At 50.5% G+C, this 20,657-nt stretch carries 19 protein-coding genes and 4 riboswitches; of the genes, 6 read left to right on the forward strand and 13 right to left on the reverse strand.

Annotated features, from left to right (window positions below; genetic code table 11):
• Window positions 1-320: 320 nt before the first annotated feature.
• Window positions 321-1,283 (reverse strand): aldolase catalytic domain-containing protein, encoded by a 963-nt coding sequence (locus tag AC1DF0_RS17640; protein ID WP_477574808.1) that lies wholly within the window; start codon window positions 1,281-1,283, stop codon window positions 321-323.
• A 252-nt stretch (window positions 1,284-1,535) separates the two neighbouring features.
• On the opposite strand from AC1DF0_RS17640, the gene AC1DF0_RS17645 reads away from it, so the two are divergent.
• Together AC1DF0_RS17645 and AC1DF0_RS17650 are read left to right on the forward strand one after the other, a co-directional pair.
• A complete protein-coding gene (locus AC1DF0_RS17645) occupies window positions 1,536-2,345 on the forward strand; it encodes a DUF4358 domain-containing protein (RefSeq protein ID WP_477574809.1) in 810 nt (269 codons plus the stop codon).
• Window positions 2,346-2,362: 17 nt separating this feature from the next.
• Window positions 2,363-3,142 (forward strand): DUF4358 domain-containing protein, encoded by a 780-nt coding sequence (locus tag AC1DF0_RS17650; RefSeq protein ID WP_477574810.1) that lies wholly within the window; start codon window positions 2,363-2,365, stop codon window positions 3,140-3,142.
• 386 nt (window positions 3,143-3,528) lie between these two features.
• Here the strand turns inward: AC1DF0_RS17650 and AC1DF0_RS17655 are convergent, their stop codons facing one another.
• Both AC1DF0_RS17655 and AC1DF0_RS17660 read right to left on the reverse strand, forming a co-directional pair.
• The gene (locus AC1DF0_RS17655) at window positions 3,529-4,293 is read right to left on the reverse strand and encodes a GTP cyclohydrolase II (protein WP_442047934.1); all 765 of its coding nucleotides are present in this window, start codon (window positions 4,291-4,293) and stop codon (window positions 3,529-3,531) included.
• Between the two features lie 43 nt (window positions 4,294-4,336).
• Entirely contained in the window at window positions 4,337-5,101 is a 765-nt protein-coding gene (locus AC1DF0_RS17660) for a dioxygenase family protein (protein WP_442047935.1), read from the reverse strand.
• A gap of 164 nt (window positions 5,102-5,265) precedes the next feature.
• On the opposite strand from AC1DF0_RS17660, the gene AC1DF0_RS17665 reads away from it, so the two are divergent.
• The gene (locus AC1DF0_RS17665) at window positions 5,266-5,577 is read left to right on the forward strand and encodes a winged helix-turn-helix transcriptional regulator (protein WP_337099703.1); all 312 of its coding nucleotides are present in this window, start codon (window positions 5,266-5,268) and stop codon (window positions 5,575-5,577) included.
• Window positions 5,578-5,632: 55 nt separating this feature from the next.
• On the opposite strand, the gene AC1DF0_RS17670 is transcribed toward AC1DF0_RS17665, so the two are convergent.
• The 6 genes from AC1DF0_RS17670 to AC1DF0_RS17695 all read right to left on the reverse strand — a co-directional run bounded on the left by AC1DF0_RS17670 (window position 5,633) and on the right by AC1DF0_RS17695 (window position 12,954).
• Window positions 5,633-7,921, reverse strand: a complete 2,289-nt coding sequence (locus AC1DF0_RS17670; protein ID WP_477574811.1) for a universal stress protein — start codon at window positions 7,919-7,921, stop codon at window positions 5,633-5,635.
• Between the two features lie 26 nt (window positions 7,922-7,947).
• Window positions 7,948-8,556, reverse strand: coding sequence for a potassium-transporting ATPase subunit KdpC (gene kdpC, locus AC1DF0_RS17675; RefSeq protein ID WP_337099705.1), 609 nt, complete (start codon window positions 8,554-8,556; stop codon window positions 7,948-7,950).
• Window positions 8,557-8,591: 35 nt separating this feature from the next.
• Window positions 8,592-10,625 carry a potassium-transporting ATPase subunit KdpB gene (kdpB, locus tag AC1DF0_RS17680; RefSeq protein WP_475819667.1) on the reverse strand — a complete coding sequence of 678 codons (2,034 nt, stop codon included), beginning with the start codon at window positions 10,623-10,625 and terminating at the stop codon, window positions 8,592-8,594.
• An 18-nt stretch (window positions 10,626-10,643) separates the two neighbouring features.
• Window positions 10,644-12,323, reverse strand: a complete 1,680-nt coding sequence (gene kdpA, locus AC1DF0_RS17685) for a potassium-transporting ATPase subunit KdpA (RefSeq protein ID WP_477574812.1) — start codon at window positions 12,321-12,323, stop codon at window positions 10,644-10,646.
• Window positions 12,324-12,338: 15 nt separating this feature from the next.
• A complete protein-coding gene (gene kdpF, locus AC1DF0_RS17690; protein WP_442048104.1) occupies window positions 12,339-12,416 on the reverse strand; it encodes a K(+)-transporting ATPase subunit F in 78 nt (25 codons plus the stop codon).
• A 142-nt stretch (window positions 12,417-12,558) separates the two neighbouring features.
• On the reverse strand, window positions 12,559-12,954 hold the full coding sequence (locus AC1DF0_RS17695; RefSeq protein ID WP_442047939.1) for a hypothetical protein: 396 nt from the start codon (window positions 12,952-12,954) through the stop codon (window positions 12,559-12,561).
• 128 nt (window positions 12,955-13,082) lie between these two features.
• Window positions 13,083-13,265, reverse strand: a riboswitch (cyclic di-AMP (ydaO/yuaA leader).
• Window positions 13,266-13,291: 26 nt separating this feature from the next.
• Window positions 13,292-13,498, reverse strand: a riboswitch (cyclic di-AMP (ydaO/yuaA leader).
• Window positions 13,499-13,895: 397 nt separating this feature from the next.
• Window positions 13,896-14,055, forward strand: a riboswitch (cyclic di-AMP (ydaO/yuaA leader).
• A 5-nt stretch (window positions 14,056-14,060) separates the two neighbouring features.
• Here AC1DF0_RS17695 and AC1DF0_RS17700 point away from each other — a divergent pair.
• Entirely contained in the window at window positions 14,061-14,456 is a 396-nt protein-coding gene (locus AC1DF0_RS17700) for a hypothetical protein (RefSeq protein WP_477574813.1), read from the forward strand.
• Window positions 14,457-14,521: 65 nt separating this feature from the next.
• Window positions 14,522-14,692, forward strand: a riboswitch (cyclic di-AMP (ydaO/yuaA leader).
• A 5-nt stretch (window positions 14,693-14,697) separates the two neighbouring features.
• Complete coding sequence (locus tag AC1DF0_RS17705) at window positions 14,698-15,129, forward strand: hypothetical protein (protein ID WP_475819663.1); 432 nt, start codon at window positions 14,698-14,700, stop codon at window positions 15,127-15,129.
• A gap of 67 nt (window positions 15,130-15,196) precedes the next feature.
• Here AC1DF0_RS17705 and AC1DF0_RS17710 read toward each other — a convergent pair whose 3' ends face one another.
• The 3 genes from AC1DF0_RS17710 to AC1DF0_RS17720 are packed head-to-tail and all read right to left on the reverse strand — an operon-like array spanning window position 15,197 to window position 17,600.
• Window positions 15,197-15,979: an ABC transporter permease gene (locus tag AC1DF0_RS17710; protein WP_477574814.1), complete on the reverse strand. Its 783-nt coding sequence runs from the start codon at window positions 15,977-15,979 to the stop codon at window positions 15,197-15,199.
• Between the two features lie 5 nt (window positions 15,980-15,984).
• Window positions 15,985-16,788, reverse strand: coding sequence for an ABC transporter permease (locus tag AC1DF0_RS17715; protein WP_477574815.1), 804 nt, complete (start codon window positions 16,786-16,788; stop codon window positions 15,985-15,987).
• The gene (locus AC1DF0_RS17720) at window positions 16,785-17,600 is read right to left on the reverse strand and encodes an ABC transporter ATP-binding protein (protein ID WP_477574816.1); all 816 of its coding nucleotides are present in this window, start codon (window positions 17,598-17,600) and stop codon (window positions 16,785-16,787) included. The genes AC1DF0_RS17715 and AC1DF0_RS17720 overlap by 4 nt, the downstream gene beginning before the upstream one ends.
• Window positions 17,601-18,043: 443 nt before the next feature.
• Here AC1DF0_RS17720 and AC1DF0_RS17725 point away from each other — a divergent pair, with 443 nt between their 5' ends.
• Window positions 18,044-18,901 (forward strand): AraC family transcriptional regulator, encoded by an 858-nt coding sequence (locus AC1DF0_RS17725; RefSeq protein WP_477574817.1) that lies wholly within the window; start codon window positions 18,044-18,046, stop codon window positions 18,899-18,901.
• Window positions 18,902-18,980: 79 nt separating this feature from the next.
• Here AC1DF0_RS17725 and AC1DF0_RS17730 read toward each other — a convergent pair whose 3' ends face one another.
• A complete protein-coding gene (locus AC1DF0_RS17730) occupies window positions 18,981-20,630 on the reverse strand; it encodes an FAD-binding dehydrogenase (protein WP_477574818.1) in 1,650 nt (549 codons plus the stop codon).
• Between the last annotated feature and the right edge of the window lie 27 nt (window positions 20,631-20,657).

Consider the following 20,657-nt stretch of genomic DNA (forward strand, 5'->3'; position numbering starts at 1 on the left):
TAAACAGGGAGATGATCGAAATAACTGGAATTTCTCCCGTTATTGCGTCTCTCCCTGTCGGTTTATATGAGTTAGATGGAATATCTCCCTTTAATTTCTCCGGTTATCGGTCAAATCTGTGTAATATTCAAAATTAACAGGAGGAACTCCCGTTATTCGATACTTTTAGGGAGATTCTCCTTTATTAACTGGAGATATTCCCTTTATTTCAAACAGAGATGACTTGTTTGTTCGTTCATCTAGATCGAACCATCAACAAAGAAAAACCGTCCAACCAGCGTCAATTCACTGGTCGAACGGTTTTTTCTCATTCTTAAAGCTTATTTGCCGTGAGCGATTTCCGGAGTCGTCAGACGGTCGTAGAAATCGACGCCTTTGTCTCTGTCATCCGAATCACGAAGCGCCATTGCCGAGCGTGGGTGCTCGTCAAGAATGCCTGTGATCATGTAAGGGATAATGTAGCCCCACTCTTCCTTCTCGCGGAGAGAAATCATGTATTTCTCGATCATATCGAGAACTGGGCGAATGTTGTATTTCGTGTTTTGCAATTCAGCAACAAGCAATTCCGTATTGCAGTTGCCCGCTGCGCGGCCCATGCCGTATACGGAGGAGTCAAGCAGCTCAACGCCCTTCTCGGCAGCAAGCAATGTGTTCGCGTAAGCAAGCTGAAGGTTGTTGTGCGCATGAACGCCCAGACGTTTGTTCGGCAAGTGCTGTTGGAACTTCTGTACGAGGTAAGTCATATCGTTAGGCTTCAGGCTGCCGTACGAGTCCACGATGTACACAACATCTACAACGCTCTCGTCGATCAGCTTGAACGCTTCAATAAGCTGGTTCTCCATTACGTTGGAGAGTGCCATAATGTTAAGCGTCGTTTCGTATCCGCGGTCGTGGAATACTTTCACAAGCTCAAGCGCTTTGTCTACGTCTTGGATGTAGCAAGCGACGCGGATAAGATCAAGCAGGCTCTCGCTGCGCGGAAGGATATCATTTTCGTCTACACGACCGATATCAACTAATGCGGACAGCTTCGTATTTCCTTTGTTCGGAATGACTTTTTTCAAKAAATCGTCGTCCAGGAAACGCCAAGGTCCAGCGCTTTCAGCGCCTTTAAGCAGCTTTGGCGAGTTTTTGTAGCCGATTTCCATATAGTCGACGCCAGCTTCATTCAAGCTTTGGTACAAATATTGAACGAATTCTACGCTGAAATCCCAGTTATTCACGAGTCCGCCGTCGCGGATCGTGCAATCGACAATTTTGCAGTGGCTTGTTTTCGAATGCATGCGTTGTTGCTCCTTTGATTGTGAACAAGAGTTCTTTTTTTCTTATCATCATACTTGAAATAAAGAGCGAACGCAAAATAAATTTGTCGATTTATGGTTGATTTAATCAGCTTTCCGCCTCTACCTTCAAGCCTACATGGATTTGCATCACAGCCGGCGTTTTCATTTTCTTCCTGCAATCTTTCTGTACACGCAACCTATTGTCGAATATTGTCGTCTTTAGGTGGAATACATCATTAAGGAGAGAATACCATGTCACAGCACAGCAAGAAATTCACCCGAATAGCAGCATTTTTGATCGCCTTTTCAATCTTAGCAACGGGCTGCGGCAACGCGAGCAACAACGAAGCAGCTGACAATGCATCCTCGGGCAACTCGCAGACGGAGACCCCTAGCGCTACTAACGATCCAGCAGCTACGACTACTCCCGAATTTGAAGCATCCGTCACCGAGGCCCCTGCACCCGACAAGCCTGCTGTGGAGAAAGAGACGGAAACAGCTGCAACCGCCAAACCGACAGCGAAACCAACGGCAAAGCCAACCGCCAAACCGACAGCCAAACCGACAGCGAAACCGACGGCTAAACCGACGGCAAAGCCGACGAATAAACCGGCCGCAACAGCGAAGCCGACAGTGAAGCCCGCTGCAACGCCGAAGCCGTCAGAAAAGCCTGCAGCCGTTAAGGTCGCTGATATTGTCGCTAAGATTAAAGAAGATGTTGAGCTTCCTATGCTATTTGCAATGGAAGGCGATTATCTCAAAGATATATACGGATTCGATCCGAGCACCCTGTTATCGGATGGCATCTTCATGGGAGGCATGCGAAATAGTTCGGCTGAGCTTACCGTCGTCCAGCTTATGTCCGACAAAGATTACGATGAAGTCGAGAAAGTACTGACAAAGCGCGCGGAAAGCATTAAAAAAACGTTCGAATCCTACTTGCAGGATCAATATGAGCTCGCCGAAAACTATCAAATTATTCGAAACGGCCACTACGTTCTTTTATCGATTTCCGATGATCAGACGGGTGTAGCCAAAGCTTTCAACAGTTTCTTCAAATAGATAAGGAGTAGAACAAAATGAACAAACGTTCTAAAGCAGTAGCAATCATGATTGTGCTTTCATTAATAGTCGTTGGATGCAGCGCGAACGGGAACAATGCCGACGCTCCCTCAACAAATGAAGGCTCCGTAACAGAAGCTCCGGCAACGAACGCTCCTTCTGCTACGGTCGAACCGGCCGCAACGCCAGAGCCAAGCGATAATGCCGGCAGCCCCGAGCCGAGCTTAGCTCCAAGCAATGAGCCGCCAGATGTGCCAAGCGAAAAGCCAACGGCAAAACCGACCGCCAAACCGACAGCTAAGCCTACGGCGAAACCAACGACGAAGCCTACGGCAAAACCGACCGCCAAGCCGGCGGCTAAGCCTACGGCAAAGCCAACAGCTAAACCGACGGAAAAGCCTGCCGCTCAGGTGAAGGTATCCGATATTTCGGATAAAATCATGAACGAAATCGATTTGGGCTCGCTAGCCGAAGCGGAAGGAGATCTCATTAAGGATGTTTACGGCATCGACGCTGATACAATGATTAGCGAGGGCTCGTTCAGATACGCCATGATCAACATTAACGTCAGCGAGGTCGCTGTCGTCAAGTTGAAGTCGGACAAGCAATACGAGGCGGTCAAAAAAGGGCTCGAGCAGCGCGCGGAAACAGTCAAAAAATCGTTTGAAAACTATCTTCCGAATCAATACGAGCTGGCCAGCAACTATCAAATCGTTCGAAATGGCGATTATGTCCTATTCTCGATAACGTCGGATCAGAAAAAGGCCGCTGAAATTTTCAACGACTTTTTCAAGTAAAGTCCAGAAGCGATCATTTGTTTTTACAGAAAATCAATTAAGGCGGAGCAAGGTAGCTCCGCCTTTTCTTCATTTTCCGCAATGTTGGACATAAGAGACTGTCGATTCTTTAATGGCTGAGATTACGTTAGCCTGTATTTCATACAGTCTAATTGACCCAAAACACCACAAAATTACTTTTGAGTGGAAATTATACAGCCAAAACCTGCGATTTTAACCTCAGTAACCTTTTTCCGCCCATTTGACTGTACAAAATCCAAACAAACTCTGAAACTTTCTCATTCCCAACCTTTTGATTGGATAATATCCACCCAAAAGGCTAGTGCACCTCTAAGAGAGCCGAATGAATCGACAGTCACCATATTCCAATTAAGGGTTTGCAGCTGCTATCGCGCAATCGTCTCGGACTCCGAGCCCGACACCGACTCTTTGCTGAAGTGGCCCGAACGATTGACCTTCGTATGGAGGTATTTCTCGTTATAAACGGATGGATTGCCCCATAGCGGTACTCGGCGGGCAATGTTCATGCCAGCTTTGCGCAGCGCCTCTACCTTGCGCGGGTTGTTCGTAATGATCGCAACGCTCGCTGGGCGAAGCAGCTTCAGAACGGCAATCGCCTCGCTGTAATCGCGCGAATCGTCGGCGAAGCCAAGCTCAGTATTCGCATCGACGGTATCTAGGCCGTCCTCCTGGAGCAAATAGGCGATCGCCTTGCTGAACAATCCGATTCCGCGGCCCTCGTGGTTAGCCAAATAAAATAACGCGCCTGTGCCATGCTCCGTAATCATCCGCATCGATTGCTTCAATTGGAAGCCGCAGTCGCAGCGCTCGCTGCCGAATATATCGCCCGTGTGGCAAATGCTGTGCATACGTATAATTGCGTCACTCTCATGCTCGAAGTCGCCGTACACAAGAACGCTGGATTGCTGCATCTCTGCATATGAGAATCTATTCAAATCCTCGACAAGCTGCGTTGCAGTCTTTGGTTCGCCTGCTTCCTTGCGAAGCCACGAGTACCACTGGAACATCTTCGTCTCCCCATCCAAATTGACAGGCAGATTAATCGGGCCGACGACGTAAATATCGTTAGCGCCGTTCTCGATCCTTCTTATTTTGTCCTTAATACGGTCTGCAATATGGGATTGAATCATTAGGCGTTTCACCTTCTCTGTAAGATTATAGGATTAGTATGAATTAAAATTGCATCGAAAGATAGCTCAAAGTTCCAAATTCATAATTTCGATATACAATTGTTGGCGCAGTTTCGGGATCGCCGCCTCCAAGCGCAATATATAACGGTACGAAATGCTCGGCGCGCGGGACGGCCATTCGTGCGTGCGGAGCAAGACTGTCGTACTTAAACAACGAATCCGTATCATGCTCGTTCATTTTCTCGATCAGCCAATCGTCAAACTCGACTGCCCAGCTCTCAGGCTCCTTCTGTCCCCATTTGACCGCTCTTAGATTATGAACGGTTACACCGCTTCCAATCAACAAAATATTTTGTGAACTCAAGCTCCGGAGTGCTTCGCCGATCCGGTATTGCTCCTCTGCGGAGCGATATGGATTGACCGACACCTGTACGACAGGTATATCGGCTAGCGGGAACATATGCTTTAGCATCGTCCATGAGCCATGGTCAAGTCCGCGTGTTTCATCGTATGCGACCGGGATGCCTTTATCGCTAAGCAACTTGCCCACTAATGCCGCAACTTTGGTTGATCCCTTGGCCGGGTACTTCACTTGATACAGCTCATCGGGAAAACCGTAGAAGTCATAGATCGTTTCGTATTCGTCATCCTTGGAAGAGATCGTTACAGCTTCGGTCTCCCAATGTGCGGTAAAAATGACGATGGCGTCAGGCTTCATATTGGCGCCTATATGTTGTAGAAAACGGCTATATTCATTTTGCTCGACGGCCAGCATAGGTGAGCCGTGCGCTAAAAATAATGGCTTCATAACGAAGCGCCTCCTTAATTTTCATCCTGCTTATTCACTTACTATTCGTAACTAATTATAGTTTCACAACTAATGATAGTCAAGTAATTAACAGTCAAGAAGTGTGCTTGTATAAAAACTATATAAGGGTTATACTGTGGATGTAGACAAAAGAGGTGATACGAATGGAACAACAGACTCTTTGTCCCCGCTTCGAGAAGGGGATGGATATGTTCAGCAGGCGTTGGACCGGCCTGATCATTTATCAACTATTAGAGGGAACACAACGTTTCTGCACGATACAAAGCGCCTTGCCGATCAGCGGCAGACTATTGTCTGAACGCTTGAAGGAGCTAGAGGCAGAAGGCATTGTCGTTCGTCACGTTTATCCAGACATCCCCGTACGCATAGAATATTCATTAACCGATAAAGGCAAGGCACTCGAGCCGGTCATTCGCGAAATTCAGAAATGGTCGTCGGATTGGCTGCAGCCATAACGTTCTCTACAAAAAAAGACATCCCCCGGTGAGCCATAGCCCGCCAGAAGGATGTCTATTTTGTTTGCCTTGCTACGATCAGCACATCCATATGACGACCAAGCCGCAGCAGTTTGCGAACCGTATTTCCCTTCAGCCAGTTTCCTACCATTGAACGAGCCGGCTGACCGATAACGAGCTGTGTTGCTTTCGCTTGGCTAGCCGCGGTAAGCAGCGTCTCGGCTATATGCTTCTTGCTGGCCGTCAATGACGTCTCAAACTTACCTCCGAGTCGCTCGACCAGCTTCATCACCGAATCTCGTTTGGCGGCGTCGCCGGGCGACCATTCGCTCCTGTCATGAACGTAATGAACACGCCATTCCGCCTTAAGCCGATACGCCGTACGGAATCCTCGTCTGACTAGCTGCTCCGCTCCCGACCGAATATCGACAGCGACGAAAATAATCTCCCGCCTGCGGAGCTCGCCGCGCAGCGTCTGGCGGCGATCCCACGATTCCAGTCTCTCGTCGACATCGTCGGCGACTTCACGCAGCGCTAGCTCCCGAAGGGCGATCAGATTGCCAGTCGAGAAAAAAGCGCCAAGCGCTTGCTCTACCTTTGCCATAGCGTAAATTTTCCCTTCCCGCATACGGCTCTGCAGCATTTGCGGCGTCACGTCGATCAGTTCTACCTGATCCGCCAGCCTGAGGATGGCATCAGGCACTGTCTCCCTGACCCTTACGCCGGTAAGCTGCTCAACGGCGTCGTTTAAGCTTTCAATATGCTGGATGTTCATCGTCGAGATGACGGAGATGCCATGCTCGAGCAGCTGTACGACGTCCTCATAACGCTTCTTGCGCGCGCTTCCCGGCACATTCGTATGCGCCAGCTCATCTACAAGCACGACCTCCGGATTTCTTCGTATGATGGCGTCAACATCCATCTCCTCTAAACTCGTGCCTTTATAAGGGATAACCTGTCGTTCGATAATCGGCAACAAACCGATCTTCCCCAGCGTATCGGCGCGGCCGTGCGTCTCCACGAGACCGATCACGACGTCGACTCCCTTAGCGCGCAGCAAGTTTGCTTCGGCTAGCATCGTATACGTCTTGCCTACGCCTGGCGCCGCTCCGATATATACTTTCAGTTCCCCCCTGCGATACGATGCGATCTGCCGCTCCTTCTCTTCCATGCTGAATCTGCGGAACAGCTCCCGCTTCGAATCCCCCCGTTGCCGAACGGGCATAATTCTCTCCCCTTCATGCTCGGAAAGATCCGCCATGAGCAGCAAGTCGACCTTCTCCAATCGACGCAGAACGCTGTCCGCAAGCGAGCCCTGCAACAGCTGCTGCCAGCGGCTTTTCTTGGAGTGACCCATCACGATACGCGTCGCTTGACGATCTGCCGCATACTGCGCTAAGGCAGCAGGCAGCTTGCGCCTGCGAGGCTGCGGCAGCTCCTCGAAGCTTCCGTCCGCCTTCTCTGTCATCTTCATGATTGAACGTTTAATGGCCTGCTCCACTTTGGACAACGTCTTCCCGGGAGGAACGTAGGCAGCAACAATAAGCTCGCCGTTCAATCTTCTCGCTATTTGCCGCCCCCGCCGCACATACAACGAGCCGTTCACGACGTATTGGGCCGTAACGAGGATCGTCTCCGAAGCCCCGGAGGGACCGCTGAGTCCCTTTTCACCGCGATGTTTCTCCAGCATATCGTTAACACCTTCAGCCACGAGGCGCAGTGACAGCTCCCGCAGTATCGCCAGATTGCCTCGCTGCGCCATAGCCGGATGAGCGGCATCGCCGAGCAGCCCCGCTTCAAACCGTCCGAGCATCGTTTCAGGCGAAACGTCGATGAGTCTAACCTCGTCTGCCAGTTCGAGCGTATCTGCGGGTACGGTATGGGTTGCTTGGATGTCCATCCATTTCAGCACCGTTTCGTCGATTCCGTCGAGCTCGTACACATTGATGGTCGTAATGACGCTTATGCCTCTATCCAATAAAAACTTAACCTCTCCGAGCCGATCGTAGAATCGCGAGCCTGGCCGGTTTATATGAGCAAGCCCGTCTACGAGGACAACCTCGGGATTGCGCTCTACCAGCGCATCAAGATCAACGTCCCCCTGCAACAGGCTAGGCACGCACTCGAGCCCATCCGCAAGCTCTGCCGTTTCCGGTCGAAGCGGTGTCGATAACAAGCCAATGACGACGTCAATACCGTCCTTTTTCAACTGCAAGCCTTCCTGCAGCAAATGATACGTCTTTCCTGATCCGCTTACAGCTCCAATCAATATTTTAAGCCGGCCGCGATGCAGCTTGGAGATGGTCAGCAACAGCTCCTCGGGCGTTTTTCTTTGATACGGCATATATGCCACTCACCTCCAGGGTGATCCTACTTGCCCACAAGTTCAGAGAGCGCCAAATTCAGCTTAAGCACGTTGACGCGTTCTTCGCCAAATACGCCCAAATCCCTGCCTTCCGTATGATCGGCTACAAGCTTCTCAAGCTCGGAGACCGATACTCCCGACAGCTTGCTAATTCTCGGAATTTGAACCGTCGCCGATTGCGGCGTAATATGCGGGTCGAGCCCCGAGCCCGAATTCGTGATCAGCGCAATTGGAAGCTGATCGATCGGTACATCTGGATTATTCGCTATCCAGGCGTCAATCGAAGCTTGCGTCCGTTCAATCAATGCAGGATTGGAAGGCGCATAGTTGTTCGAACCAGAGCCGGCTGCGTTATAATCGATACTCGATACTCGTCCTTGGAAGTAGCTTGGATCAGCGAAGCTCTGTCCGATCAGCTCCGATCCCACCACTTCGCCACTGCTATTTTTAATTAAACTTCCATCCGCTTGTGCGGGGAAGAGCAGCTGCGCTGCTCCCGTGCTTGCGAGCGGATATAAAATGCCGCATAGGATCATAAACACGACGCTGCTGCGCAATGCTACTGTTATGATTGTCAAACCGCTTTTCGAGTTTTGTTTCTCCTCAGTCGCCATTAGGCAAGCCTTCTTTCATCTATATTCGTTAAATGTTAAACCCACAAATGCACGATCAGGTCGATCAGCTTAATCCCTACGAACGGAACGATAACGCCTCCGAGTCCATAGACCAACACGTTGCGGCTCAGCAATCGCGAGGCGCTCATTGCTTTATAGGCAACGCCTTTCATGGCGAGCGGTATAAGCAGCGGTATAATAATCGCATTGAAAATCAACGCCGACAATATAGCAGACATCGGGGAGCCGAGATTCATAATATTAAGCACGCTCATCTGAGGGATAGCGAGCATGAACATAGCGGGAATGATTGCGAAATACTTAGCAATGTCATTCGCGATACTGAATGTCGTAAGCGCCCCTCTCGTCATTAGAAGCTGCTTGCCAATTGCGACTACTTCAATGATTTTGGATGGATCGGAATCCAGATCGACCATATTGGCCGCTTCCTTGGCTGCAGTCGTACCGCTGTTCATAGCTAGGCCGACGTCGGCTTGCGCCAGAGCTGGCGCGTCATTCGTTCCGTCGCCCGTCATCGCGACCATCTTGCCCTCCGCCTGCTCTCGGCGTATGACCGCAATCTTGTCTTCCGGCTTGCTCTCGGCAATGAAGTCGTCAACGCCGGCTTCTCTAGCGATCGTTGCTGCCGTAAGCGGATTGTCGCCCGTACACATGATGGTTTTGATCCCCATCTCGCGCAGTTGATCGAACCGCTCCTTCATGCCCGGCTTGACCGTATCCTTCAAATAGATGACGCCGAACAATTGCTTGTCGACTGCTACCGCAAGCGGTGTACCGCCAAGCGTCGCGATCGTATTCGCGATTTGGTCTGTGTCGGACGGTATCTGTCCGCCCTGCTCGATTACCCATTTCTTGACCGAATCGACGGCCCCTTTGCGAACTCGCCTACCGTCCGGCAAGTCCATTCCGCTCATGCGCGTTTCCGCTTTGAAAGGCACGAATTCTCCGCCCTCAGCAATGGAAGCATCGTAGCTAAGTCCTTGCTTCTTCATCCATTCCAGCACGGATCTGCCTTCCGGCGTCTCGTCCTTGATGGAGCTGATCGCAGCCCACTCCGCTAAAGCCTGCTGATTGACGCCGCCTGCCGCTATAAGCTCGCTTGCCATCCGATTGCCGAACGTAATCGTTCCCGTCTTATCCAAAATCATTGTATTGATGTCTCCTGCGGCCTCGACCGCTTTACCCGACATGGCAAGCACGTTATATTGCGTAACGCGGTCCATGCCGGCAATGCCGATCGCTGACAACAAACCGCCGATCGTCGTTGGAATCAAACATACCAGCAAAGCAATCAGCACCGGAATTTCCAAGTCGACGCCTACGTATTCCGCAATTGGCTTCAACGTGACAACGACGATTAAAAATATGATCGTCAAGCTCGTCAGCAGCGTATTCAGCGCGATCTCATTCGGCGTTTTTTGCCGCTTGGCGCCCTCCACGAGCGCGATCATCCGATCGATGAACGATTGTCCCGGATCGCTTGTAATTCGGACCTTAATCGAGTCGCTGACGACCTTCGTGCCGCCGGTTACAGAGCTGAAGTCTCCGCCCGCCTCTTTAATAACGGGCGCCGATTCACCTGTGATAGCTGATTCGTCTACCGATGCCAGACCTTCGATGACTTCGCCGTCACCGGGAATCATCTCGCCTTGAGAGACGACGACGATATCGCCTTTGCGCAGCTCAGGCGAAGATACAACCGTAATCGTACTGCCAACCAGCTTATTGGCGGTCATGTCTTGCTTAGACCTTTTGAGCGAATCGGCTTGCGCTTTACCTCGGCCCTCTGCAATTGCCTCCGCAAAGTTCGCGAACAGCAGCGTAACGAACAGAATGACGAACACGGTCAGATTAAAGCCAACGTTTTGCTTGGCATCGAAATATCCGGGGAATAGGGCCATCAATAGGACGATAACCGTACCGACCTCTACAACGAACATGACCGGATTTTTCATCATAACAATGGGATTCAATTTTATGAAGCTATCCATTACCGCACGTTTGACCGCGCCTGAGGATAGCAATTTATTGGTTTCGTTTCTACTCATCTTCGTTCACCTCATCCGTTAGCGGAGTGTCAAATGTTCGGCTATCGGTCCGAGAACGATAACCGGCAAAAATGTTAAAGCGCCAATCAGCAACACCGTACCTATCAACAGACCAAGGAACAGCTTATTATCCGTGCGGAACGTGCCGATGGTCTCCGGAACCGGCTGCTTGCGTGCAAGCGATCCCGCTACGGCGAGCATCGCGATCATCGAAATGTAACGTCCGAAGAGCATGACAAGTCCGGTGCTAATATTCCAGAAAGGCGTATTATCGCCAAGTCCTTCGAAGCCGGAGCCATTATTGGCAGCCGAGGACGTATACTCGTAGAGCACCTGGCTTATGCCATGGAAGCCCGGGTTGGTAACGGCTGCGTAACCAAGATCCGTCATGAACGCGAGTGCGGTCGGTACAAGGATAATGAACGGATGCGCGAGAATCGCGATGGCGATCAGCTTCATTTCGCGAGGCTCGATCTTCCGTCCGAGAAACTCCGGCGTCCGTCCAACCATAAGCCCGCATATAAACACGGCCAAGATAGCGTACATAAGCATATTAATTAGCCCTACGCCCTTGCCCCCGAATACGACGTTAAGCATCATTTCGGCCAGCGGCACCAGTCCGCCAAGCGGCGTAAGCGTATCGTGCATATTGTTGACCGTTCCTGTCGTCGCAGCCGCCGTCACCGTCGTGAAGAGAGCGGATTGCGCGATGCCGAATCGAACCTCTTTGCCCTCCATGCTTCCCTGCGAGGCGTCGATGCCAAGCGCGGTCATTGCCGGGTTGCCCATCTTCTCGGCGCCATAAGCAACGCCAAGGAATACGAGGAACAAAGTCATCATGGCCGAAAAAATGATCCAGCCCTGCTTTTTATTTTTGGCGAATAAACCGAATGTGTAAGGCAGTGCTGCTGGAAGAACCCACATGCACAAAATTTCGATGACATTCGTTAACGGATTCGGATTCTCGAACGGGTGAGCCGAGTTGACGCCGAAGAAGCCGCCGCCGTTCGTACCGAGATGCTTGATCGATTCCAGCGAAGCGACCGGTCCGATCGCAATTTGCTGCACCGCGCCCTCGAATGTCTTGATCGCGATCGTCGGATCGAGTGTCTGCGGTACTTGCAGCGCAACGAGAACGAGCGTAACGATAAAGGCCAACGGAAGGAAAATTCTCGTATGGGCTTTAACAAAGTCTTCGAAAAAGTTGCCGATCGTTTTTCCTTTGCTCGTAATGCCCCTTACGAACGCGATTGCGACTGAAAACCCGGTTGCAGCGGATGTGAACATCATCATCATGATGACCGCCATTTGCGAAAAATAAGACAAAGCGCTCTCGCCGCTGTAATGCTGCAGGTTCGTATTGGTCATGAAACTGATAATCGTATTAAACGTTAGCGTAGGCTCCATGCTCGCCATGCCGTTCGGATTAAGCGGCAGCGCATGCTGCAGCCGTAGAATCAGATAGCTGAAAGCTACCAAAATAATGTTCGTGGCGATGAAACTGAGCGCATACGTTTTCCAGCTCATGCCCGCTCGATTCTTAAGTCCAATCAACCTGTAAATGAACCGTTCCGATCCTCCATATACTTTATCGAGCCGGTTGGACTCGTTCGAGAATACGTGATACACATACGTTCCGAGCGGCTTCACAAGCAGCAGAAGAACGGCAATGACAATTAATAGCTGCAAAATATCCATCGTTGTTCCTCCTGGTTAAAATTTTTCCGGGTGAATTAAAGCATATAATAGGTAACCGAATACGAGCACCGCAAGCGCTGCTACGATAATCATTCGCCATCGCCCCCCGTTTGCTTAACAGCTCTGTCGCACCAAGCAAGAAAACCATAAAACAATCCGAAGCAAACGATTAAAGTACCAATCATGTACAGATCCATCAAGGCAGTTCCCTCCTGCTATAGACATTTACAAAAAGTTATTTTTTCAATAGAAACCCAATTTCGCCGGTTTGCGAATGTACGATGTGATCTGCGCCAAGACCTTTATATATGACTCTTGGATTCCAATGCGTAGTAATGACGTAGATCGATCTAGACGTCCAATCCCTGCAGCATTGTATGAACCTGCAGCTAAGAGCTAAGCTGCTCTCAAAGATGAATACATCTCCAATGACCTTTTCCGGTATCATCCAACTATTCCTGTCATTAGTATTCACGTATAAAACGTTATTAAGTCCATGCTTACGAAGTTGTCTTTCCTCTAGCTTGCTGTTCGTCAGGACGATGAACGGCAGTCCGCGAAATACCAATGTTTTTATGAATGCTTTGCCAGCTTCATTAAGCCCGGCAACGATAATATGCTCCTCGCCCAACGGCAATCTCCTCCGAATTTCTGTAAAAAGGCAACAAAAAAGAAGCCTGCGGGAAAAGAGGACCTTTCCCCGCGGGCTTCTTCGGAGGCATGGCTAAGGAAGCCATGCCGAATCGGCACTGCGATGGTTGCCTCTCTCGATTACGCTTACGAGGTTAGCTGTCGGATTCGGGCGTGAGAGTCGCCCTACGCAAGGCAGTTAAGCCTTGCGATTCACCCCATGAGCACCTATGCGGCCGACTCCATCGCGGCGCATCGCTCTTTGGTTCCCCCGTTCCCGCAGACTGCTGCGGAACTCAGCGATAAAATAGCAATTAAAAACGAATCGTTGTATCATTCCTCTCTCCAAACCACGCTTACGAGGTTAGCTGTCGGATTCGGGCGGTGAGAGTCGCCCTACTTCGAAGCGGCATCCATGGTGCTGCCTCTTCGAAGATTCACCCCTGCCGTGCTGTCGTCCGACTCTCACATCGTACAAACGCACCGCTTCACATTTGGTTCCCCCGCTTTCCGCTTGCCTCGCKGAAACTCAGCGATCAGTCCATCGCAACTTCAATTGCGAATCCTGTATCGAATCTTACTCCCAGCCAAATTTTATGTAAAGCAGGTCCAGCGTCCATATTGGATAATATAGGAGCTTATAGAGTGATCGTTAACGTTTTCAAAAAGTTATAGCTCGATATTACTCACTTTTTCGCCAATTATCTCTCGTTTTCTGAAATTACATATATGCCTGAATTTCTTATCCAACACGCGCAAGCATGCTTTTTTTCAAATCATAAATAACAGAAGTAAAAACGAGTATTCCATCGAAAAAGCCTCTTTTCATGGATAAAATGATCGTCGCTCCTCTAATTTGCTCTTAGAGCGTCTTGTGCAACAAAATGAACCTTTTACAAATGCTTCGAATCGGTTTAGGATAGACGTCGAGCCGAAAAAGGCATATCATTATCGCTGAATTTGTCCATAGGATAAAGCGGGGGAACCAACAAGAGCAATCGTTCGATTGTTCGAATGGGGTGAATCCGAGGCACTGCCTCGGTAGGGCAGCTCTCTAGTCCGAATCCGTCAGCTAACCTCGTAAGCGAATAGAGGAGAGAATTTCATATGTTTATACAAGCACAAATCGACGAGCCATTACCTTCTTGCACCAACGACTGCCTGGCGCTAATCATTCGAAGAATCGAGATGTTCGTCATTCCTGATTACGATGGTTATTGCGCCGGCTATCGCGTCTGTCTCCATTTAGCAACGACTAACGGATTAGGCTGGGGTGAGTTGTTCGTGAATGAAGCAGATAAACCGGCAGACTGGATCAGATGGGGCAGCATGCTGCATCGTTATATAGGTGAGATACATGCTAAGGAAATCCCCGCTGACAATCGCATTCACGGTTTGTTCAACGACGCGCTTCTTCACGTTCGGAACGACAAGAGTACGAGAAATCCCGCCATGAGTGGAGATTTACTGCAGTGCTCCGTTTCCTATATCTCACTATTTTAAGGGTAAGTTGTCAGAATATTTAGCGAAAAGCATTTACAAACGGCGCGGATAGATTTATAATATACGGCATACTAACGCTGAATTTTTCGTTTGAAAAAGCGGGGGAACCAACGCGAGCCACTACTTGGATCAATCGATCCGCTCGCAAGGGGTGAATCCAAGGATTTGTAACCTTGGTAGGGCGTCTCTCTGTCCGAATCCGACAGCTAACCTCGTAAGCGAAATAAGGAGAGGTTTATTTATGTTGACGAAATCCGATTGTCATCTTTCTTTTCTGTCCGATCAAGATCTTAGTGACAGTCTCACCATCACACGCATCGAGTTGTTCGTTATTCCTGCCCTCGCCGTCGACTCTTCCGGTTATCGCGTATGTCTTCGAATGCTAAGCAACAAAGGGGTCGGCTGGGGTGAATTTTTTGCGCCTGAGTCCGACAGCCAAATCGATCTGAAGCAATGGAGCGAGCCGCTGCGTCAATTCGTCGGAGCTTTCACGGATTCTGCCTCGTTGTATGACTCTCTACTGCCGGCACATGTGGATGGAAGACTCAATGAATTGTTCTGCACCGCGATCGACGATCTTCTCGCTCATACCGACAACCCTACCTTCATCGAAGGCAATACCGAAGAGACAGTACTTAAGAACCGTTCCGTTGCCTATGTGTCCATCCATTAGCGTATTAGAATGAAGCAAGCCCGCTCCTACAGCGCGAAGGAGCGGGCTTGCTTACGTTATGGCGAGCTTATGATCCGGTCGAACGATAATGGCGGACACCGATATGCCATACCGCTAGACAAGGTACCAAGAACAATACGCCAGCAAGCGGCAGCAGCATATAGAACCAGTCATTGCCGTTCTGCTTTCCAAGAATATAGAGCAACGGCAAATAATTTACGCATCCGAACGGGATAATATACGTAAACAGAACTTTAACCCATCTTTCGTAAATATTCAGCGGGTATTGTGCCATCTCCCGCCCTCCGTCCGTCAAAATGTTTGCAATCTCAAGTCCCTGAATCGTCCAAAAGCACATCGTTGCCATCAAGATATAGATGCCTGCGAAGATACACACGCCGCAAACGATCATCAAGATAAATGTCGTCACCTTGGACGCATTCCATTCAACCGGCAGCTTATACAGTGCCCAGCCAAGCACAATCGCGCTTTGCAGCATCCGCCCGACTCTCGTGAACTCGAATTGCGACCCAAGCACCTGAAGTACTGTGCTGCGCGGGCGAACAAGCAGACGGTCGAACTCGCCTCTTCTCACGAGACCTGAGAATGCATCGAAGCCCCGCGCGAAACATTCACTTAGCGAGAACGCCATATGAATAATGCCGAAGCACAACGCAACCTCGAAGAAGGTCCAACCTTGCAGATCCCCAAAGCGCTCGAACATAAAATACAAACCTGCGAACACCGTTACCGGTACAAAAAACTGTCCGAAGCTTAGCAGCCAGAAGGAAGCGCGATATTGCAGCTGCGACTTGAACAAAATCGATATGTATTTGAAATAGAGTTGCATAGCGATTAGCCCCCCTGAATGACTATTTGCCGTAGTGCCTTCCTCATTGTGGACCAACCAATTCCTATGAGCACCCCAAGCCAGCCTACCTGGATGATGATCCCCCATAACGCTTCCGTCTGTGAAATATGGCCTGAATATACACGGAAAGGGAAGTCAACCGTCCAGCGGAACGGCAATACGTAAGTAAACCGTTGCAGCCAATCCGGCATAAGCGGCACGGGAATAATCATCCCGGCTAGGAATTCGCCGGCAATCGAGATCATTAGAATCGAACCTGTCGGCGATAGTGTCCAAAATACGGAAATGTAAATCATCATTGATATCGCAACAATGACGAATAAGCCCAGCAGCAATGAAGCAACAAAGAAGAAAAGCGTTGGCCAGTCCGGGGGTGTTGTCATACGATACGGTTCCGGCAAAAAAAACACGACAAGAACAATCGGCAAGCAGCGCAGCACTGCGTTTGCAACGCGCTGCGCGAGCAGCTTGGCGAACCAAAGCGGATATATGCCGATTGGCCTGCACAATTCATAGGCAATATTGCCGGTTGTAATGAGATCGAACATTTCATTGTCACGAGCCCAAAGCATGATAAACGAAAGAAAAATTTGCTGCAGCCAGACGTAAGTAATGATTTCCTTCAACGATATTGGCGGCTGCGCCGTACTATGACTATAGAAAGCGATGTAGATCATAATGAATACGAATCCAAAAAACAACTGCGTTATTGCACCGGCAATTGCAGATGCGCGATATTGCAGCCCATTAATGAATCTCAGCTTCCATACCGAGACATAGGCCCTCATATTTGATGCTCCTTATAGAGCTGAACGATCATCTCATCCAAGGATTCTTTTTCCTGCACGCCGAACCGGCTGCGCAGCTGCTCCAAGCTCCCGTCGTATAACAAAGTACCCTTGCCAATCATAAGAATCCGGTCGGCCAGCGCTTCTATATCGGCCATGTCATGCGTGGTCAGAATGACCGTAACGCCTTGCTCCTTGTTGATTGTCTTAATAAACTGCCTAACAGCCAGCTTGCTCACGGCATCAAGTCCGATCGTCGGTTCGTCGAGGAACAATACGCTTGGGCTATGCAGCAGCGAAGCCGCTATCTCGCAGCGCATTCTTTGGCCCAGGCTGAGCTGCCTCACAGGCGTACGAATGAATTCTGCAAGGTCCAGCGTTTCCGTCAGCATTCGTAGATTGTCTTCATACCGCTTAGGCGGTATCTTGTAAATATCCTTGAGCAGCTCATAAGAATCAATCACCGGCACATCCCACCACAGCTGGGAACGCTGGCCGAAGACGACACCGATATTTTTCACATAAGCAGTACGATCCGTCCATGGTGTATAGCCCATAATGGAGCAGCTTCCTTCATCCGGCACGAGTATGCCGCTCATTACTTTAATCGTTGTCGACTTCCCCGCTCCGTTCGGGCCGATGTATCCGACAATCTCCCCCTTGCCAATCGAGAAAGAAATATCTTTAAGCGCTTCGACAATCGTATGCTCCCGTACGAACAACGCTTTCGCCGCTTGCCTCAATCCAGCCGAACGTTTTGCTACCTTGAACGACTTCCCAATTCCTTTCAATTGAATCATAGGGTCATGCATGTCAATTAATCCTCCTCGCTCTTTTTATGTTTACATCCTCTTCCTGATAAGTCCGAAACACTTTGCAAACGCCGCTCAAGCGTAAACGGCTAGCGCCGTCCTCTGGCGGTGTAAGCAATCGTTTCGCGGAGAAATATAAGCCTGATTTTAATCGTGAAACTTATAACTCTTATATTTCAAGAAATATATCCAAATTAGTCAAAAAAGTATAGACTTATAATTTCGGCCCAGCTATACTATTATTATAGAGATCGAGGACGGACCCCCTAGCTTAAAATTTGTCTAAAATAGGTTTACGGCATATAAAAGGCCGAGCGAGTAGCTAATTACTACCGCTCGGCCTTTTCTTATTTCATTGGTGACACCTGTTATAAGAGAGCACGCAATGACAGGTTTCCCGTCCTGCGTGGTGATAATATAGGTAACGAAAGGAATTGATGCGAATGGAATGGCTGCTCCGCATGAAGGACGCCTTGGATTTGATGGAGGAACGCATGGATGATCGGCTGGATATCGAGGAAATCGCGAAGGAGGCATTCGTCTCTCCCTTCCACTTCCAGCGCATGTTCCATATCCTTACCGGGATGACGGTAGCCGAATATACGCGTAAGCGCCGGCTGACGTTAGCTGCTCAGGAGCTCGCGATGTCTTCTGCCAAGGTCATCGACGTAGCGCTCAAGTATGGCTACGATTCTCCCGAATCGTTCGCCAAAGCGTTCCGCAAGATCCACGGTTTAACGCCGTCGGAAGCCAGGAAACCAGGCGTCAGCTTGAAAGCTTTTCCACGCATCTCTTTCCATCTATCCTTGAAGGGAGACAAAGACATGGACTATCGCATTGAAGAGAAAGAAGCGTTTAATGTCATCGGCAAGTCGATCGAGGTAACGTGCGAGGACGGTCAAAATTTGCGCGACATCCCGAAGTTTTGGGCGGAATGCAACAGCAACGGCACTATTCAGCAATTTGAGACTGCGGGTATCAAGGGGGACTTGCTTGGCATTTGCCTGGATATGAAGCCGGGACAGGGCGAATTCACCTACATGATTGCCGGTCACACGAGCGGTGGCGCTGTCGAAGGATTGTCGCTGCGCACCGTTCCGGCATCTACATGGGCCATCTTCACTTCCATCGGACCCCTCCCCGGTGCGATACAAGCCGTATTCGGCAGAATCTATCAGGAATGGTTCCCCGCTACAGGATACGAGCATGCGGAAGGACCGGAGATCGAAGTCTATCCGCTCGGCGACACGACCGCGGATGATTATCGCTGCGAAGTTTGGATTCCGATCGTGAAAAAGTAAGGTATAACAGCAGCCTAAAAGTAAAAAGCCGAGAATCCTTTATTCGCAAGGCTTCTCGGCTTTTAAATTTACGTATAATTCACAGCTTGGCGATAGCACGACCGGCCACTCTTCCCGAGAAGAGGCAGCCCCCGAGGTAAGTGCCTTCGAGCGCGCGGTAGCCGTGTACGCCGCCGCCGCCGAAGCCGGACGCTTCTCCGGCTGCATATAGGCCGGATACCGGATCACCGTTCCCGTCAAGCACTCTGCCGGACAAGTCCGTCTGCAATCCGCCGAGCGTCTTGCGGCTTACGATTCTAAGTCTCACGGCAATGAGCGGACCGCTCTTCGGATCGAGCAGCTTATGCGGAACCGCGACACGAATCAGCTTATCGCCAATATAGTTGCGTGCTCCCCGAATGGCTGTAATTTGCATATCCTTCGTAAAGCTGTTCTCAATCTCGCGGTCTCTCGCCTGTATCTGGCGTTCAATGTCAGCTAAGTTCAGCAACGATTCACCCGTCAGCTTGTTCATGCCGTCTACAAGCTCGGTTAGATTCGTCGCTATAACGAAATCTTCCCCCTTCTCCATGAACGCCTTGACCGGTGCAGTCGGTCCCGGCAGCACGCGGCCGAGCACCTGTTTGATGCTTTTGCCGGTCAGATCGGGATTTTGCTCCGAGCCGGACAGCGCGAATTCGCGTTCAATAATCTTTTGCGTCAGAATGAACCACGAATAGCTGTAGCCGGTCTTCTGTATCGTCTCTAGCGTGCCAAGCGTATCGAACCCTGGGAAGTTTGGCGCAGGGAAACGCTGCCCCTTCGCATCCAGCCATAACGATGACGGACCTGGAAGAATCCGAATGCCGTGCTTATGCCAGACCGGATCCCAGTTCTTAATGCCCTCGGTATAATGCCACATCCGGTCGCGGTTAACGATTCGGCCTCCTGCTTCCTCCGTTATGGCGAGCATGCGCCCGTCAACGTAAGCCGGAACGCCTGACAGCATATCATCGGGCGGCGTCCCCAGCCTGCTCGGCCAGTTCTGCCGAACGAGCTCGTGATTCGCGCCGATTCCTCCGCTGCTGACAAGGACAGCCTGCGCCCGATATTCGAAGCGTCCAACCTCCTCGCGGGAGCTTGCTTCGCCGCGCGCCGCCGTGCTTGGCGCAAGCACCGCGCCTTCCGCGCCTATGACGGCGCCGTTGCTGCGCAGCAGGTTATCGACCCTATGGCGCGGCAAATACGTAATCGTCCCGCTCGCCATATGCGCACGAACCCGCCGCTCGAACGGCTCGACGATTCCAGGCCCAGTCCCCCACACGATATGAAAGCGGGGAACGGAATTTCCGTGACCTTCCGCCAAATAACCTCCGCGCTCCGCCCAGCCGACAATCGGGAAGAAACGAACACCCATCGCATGAAGCCAAGCCCTCTTCTCGCCCGAGGCGAAGTCGACATAAGCTTCTGCCCACTTTCGTCCCCAATAATCCTCGTCCTCATCCCGATCGAAGCCTGCCGCTCCCAGCCAATCCTGCCACGCCAGCGCCTTCGAATCTTTAATCCTAAGCCGTCTCTGCTCCGGCGAATCAACAAGAAACAGTCCGCCGAACGACCACCATGCTTGCCCGCCAAGGGAGCTCTCCGGTTCTTGGTCGAGAAGCAGCACCTTTTTCCCTGCGTCTGCGATCTCTGCCGCCGCGACAAGACCAGCGAGACCGGCGCCTACTACGATTGCGACAACTTCCATTCGCACAGCCCTCCTTTTGAAGATAGA

This window comes from Paenibacillus sp. 05T425 (assembly GCF_056396205.1).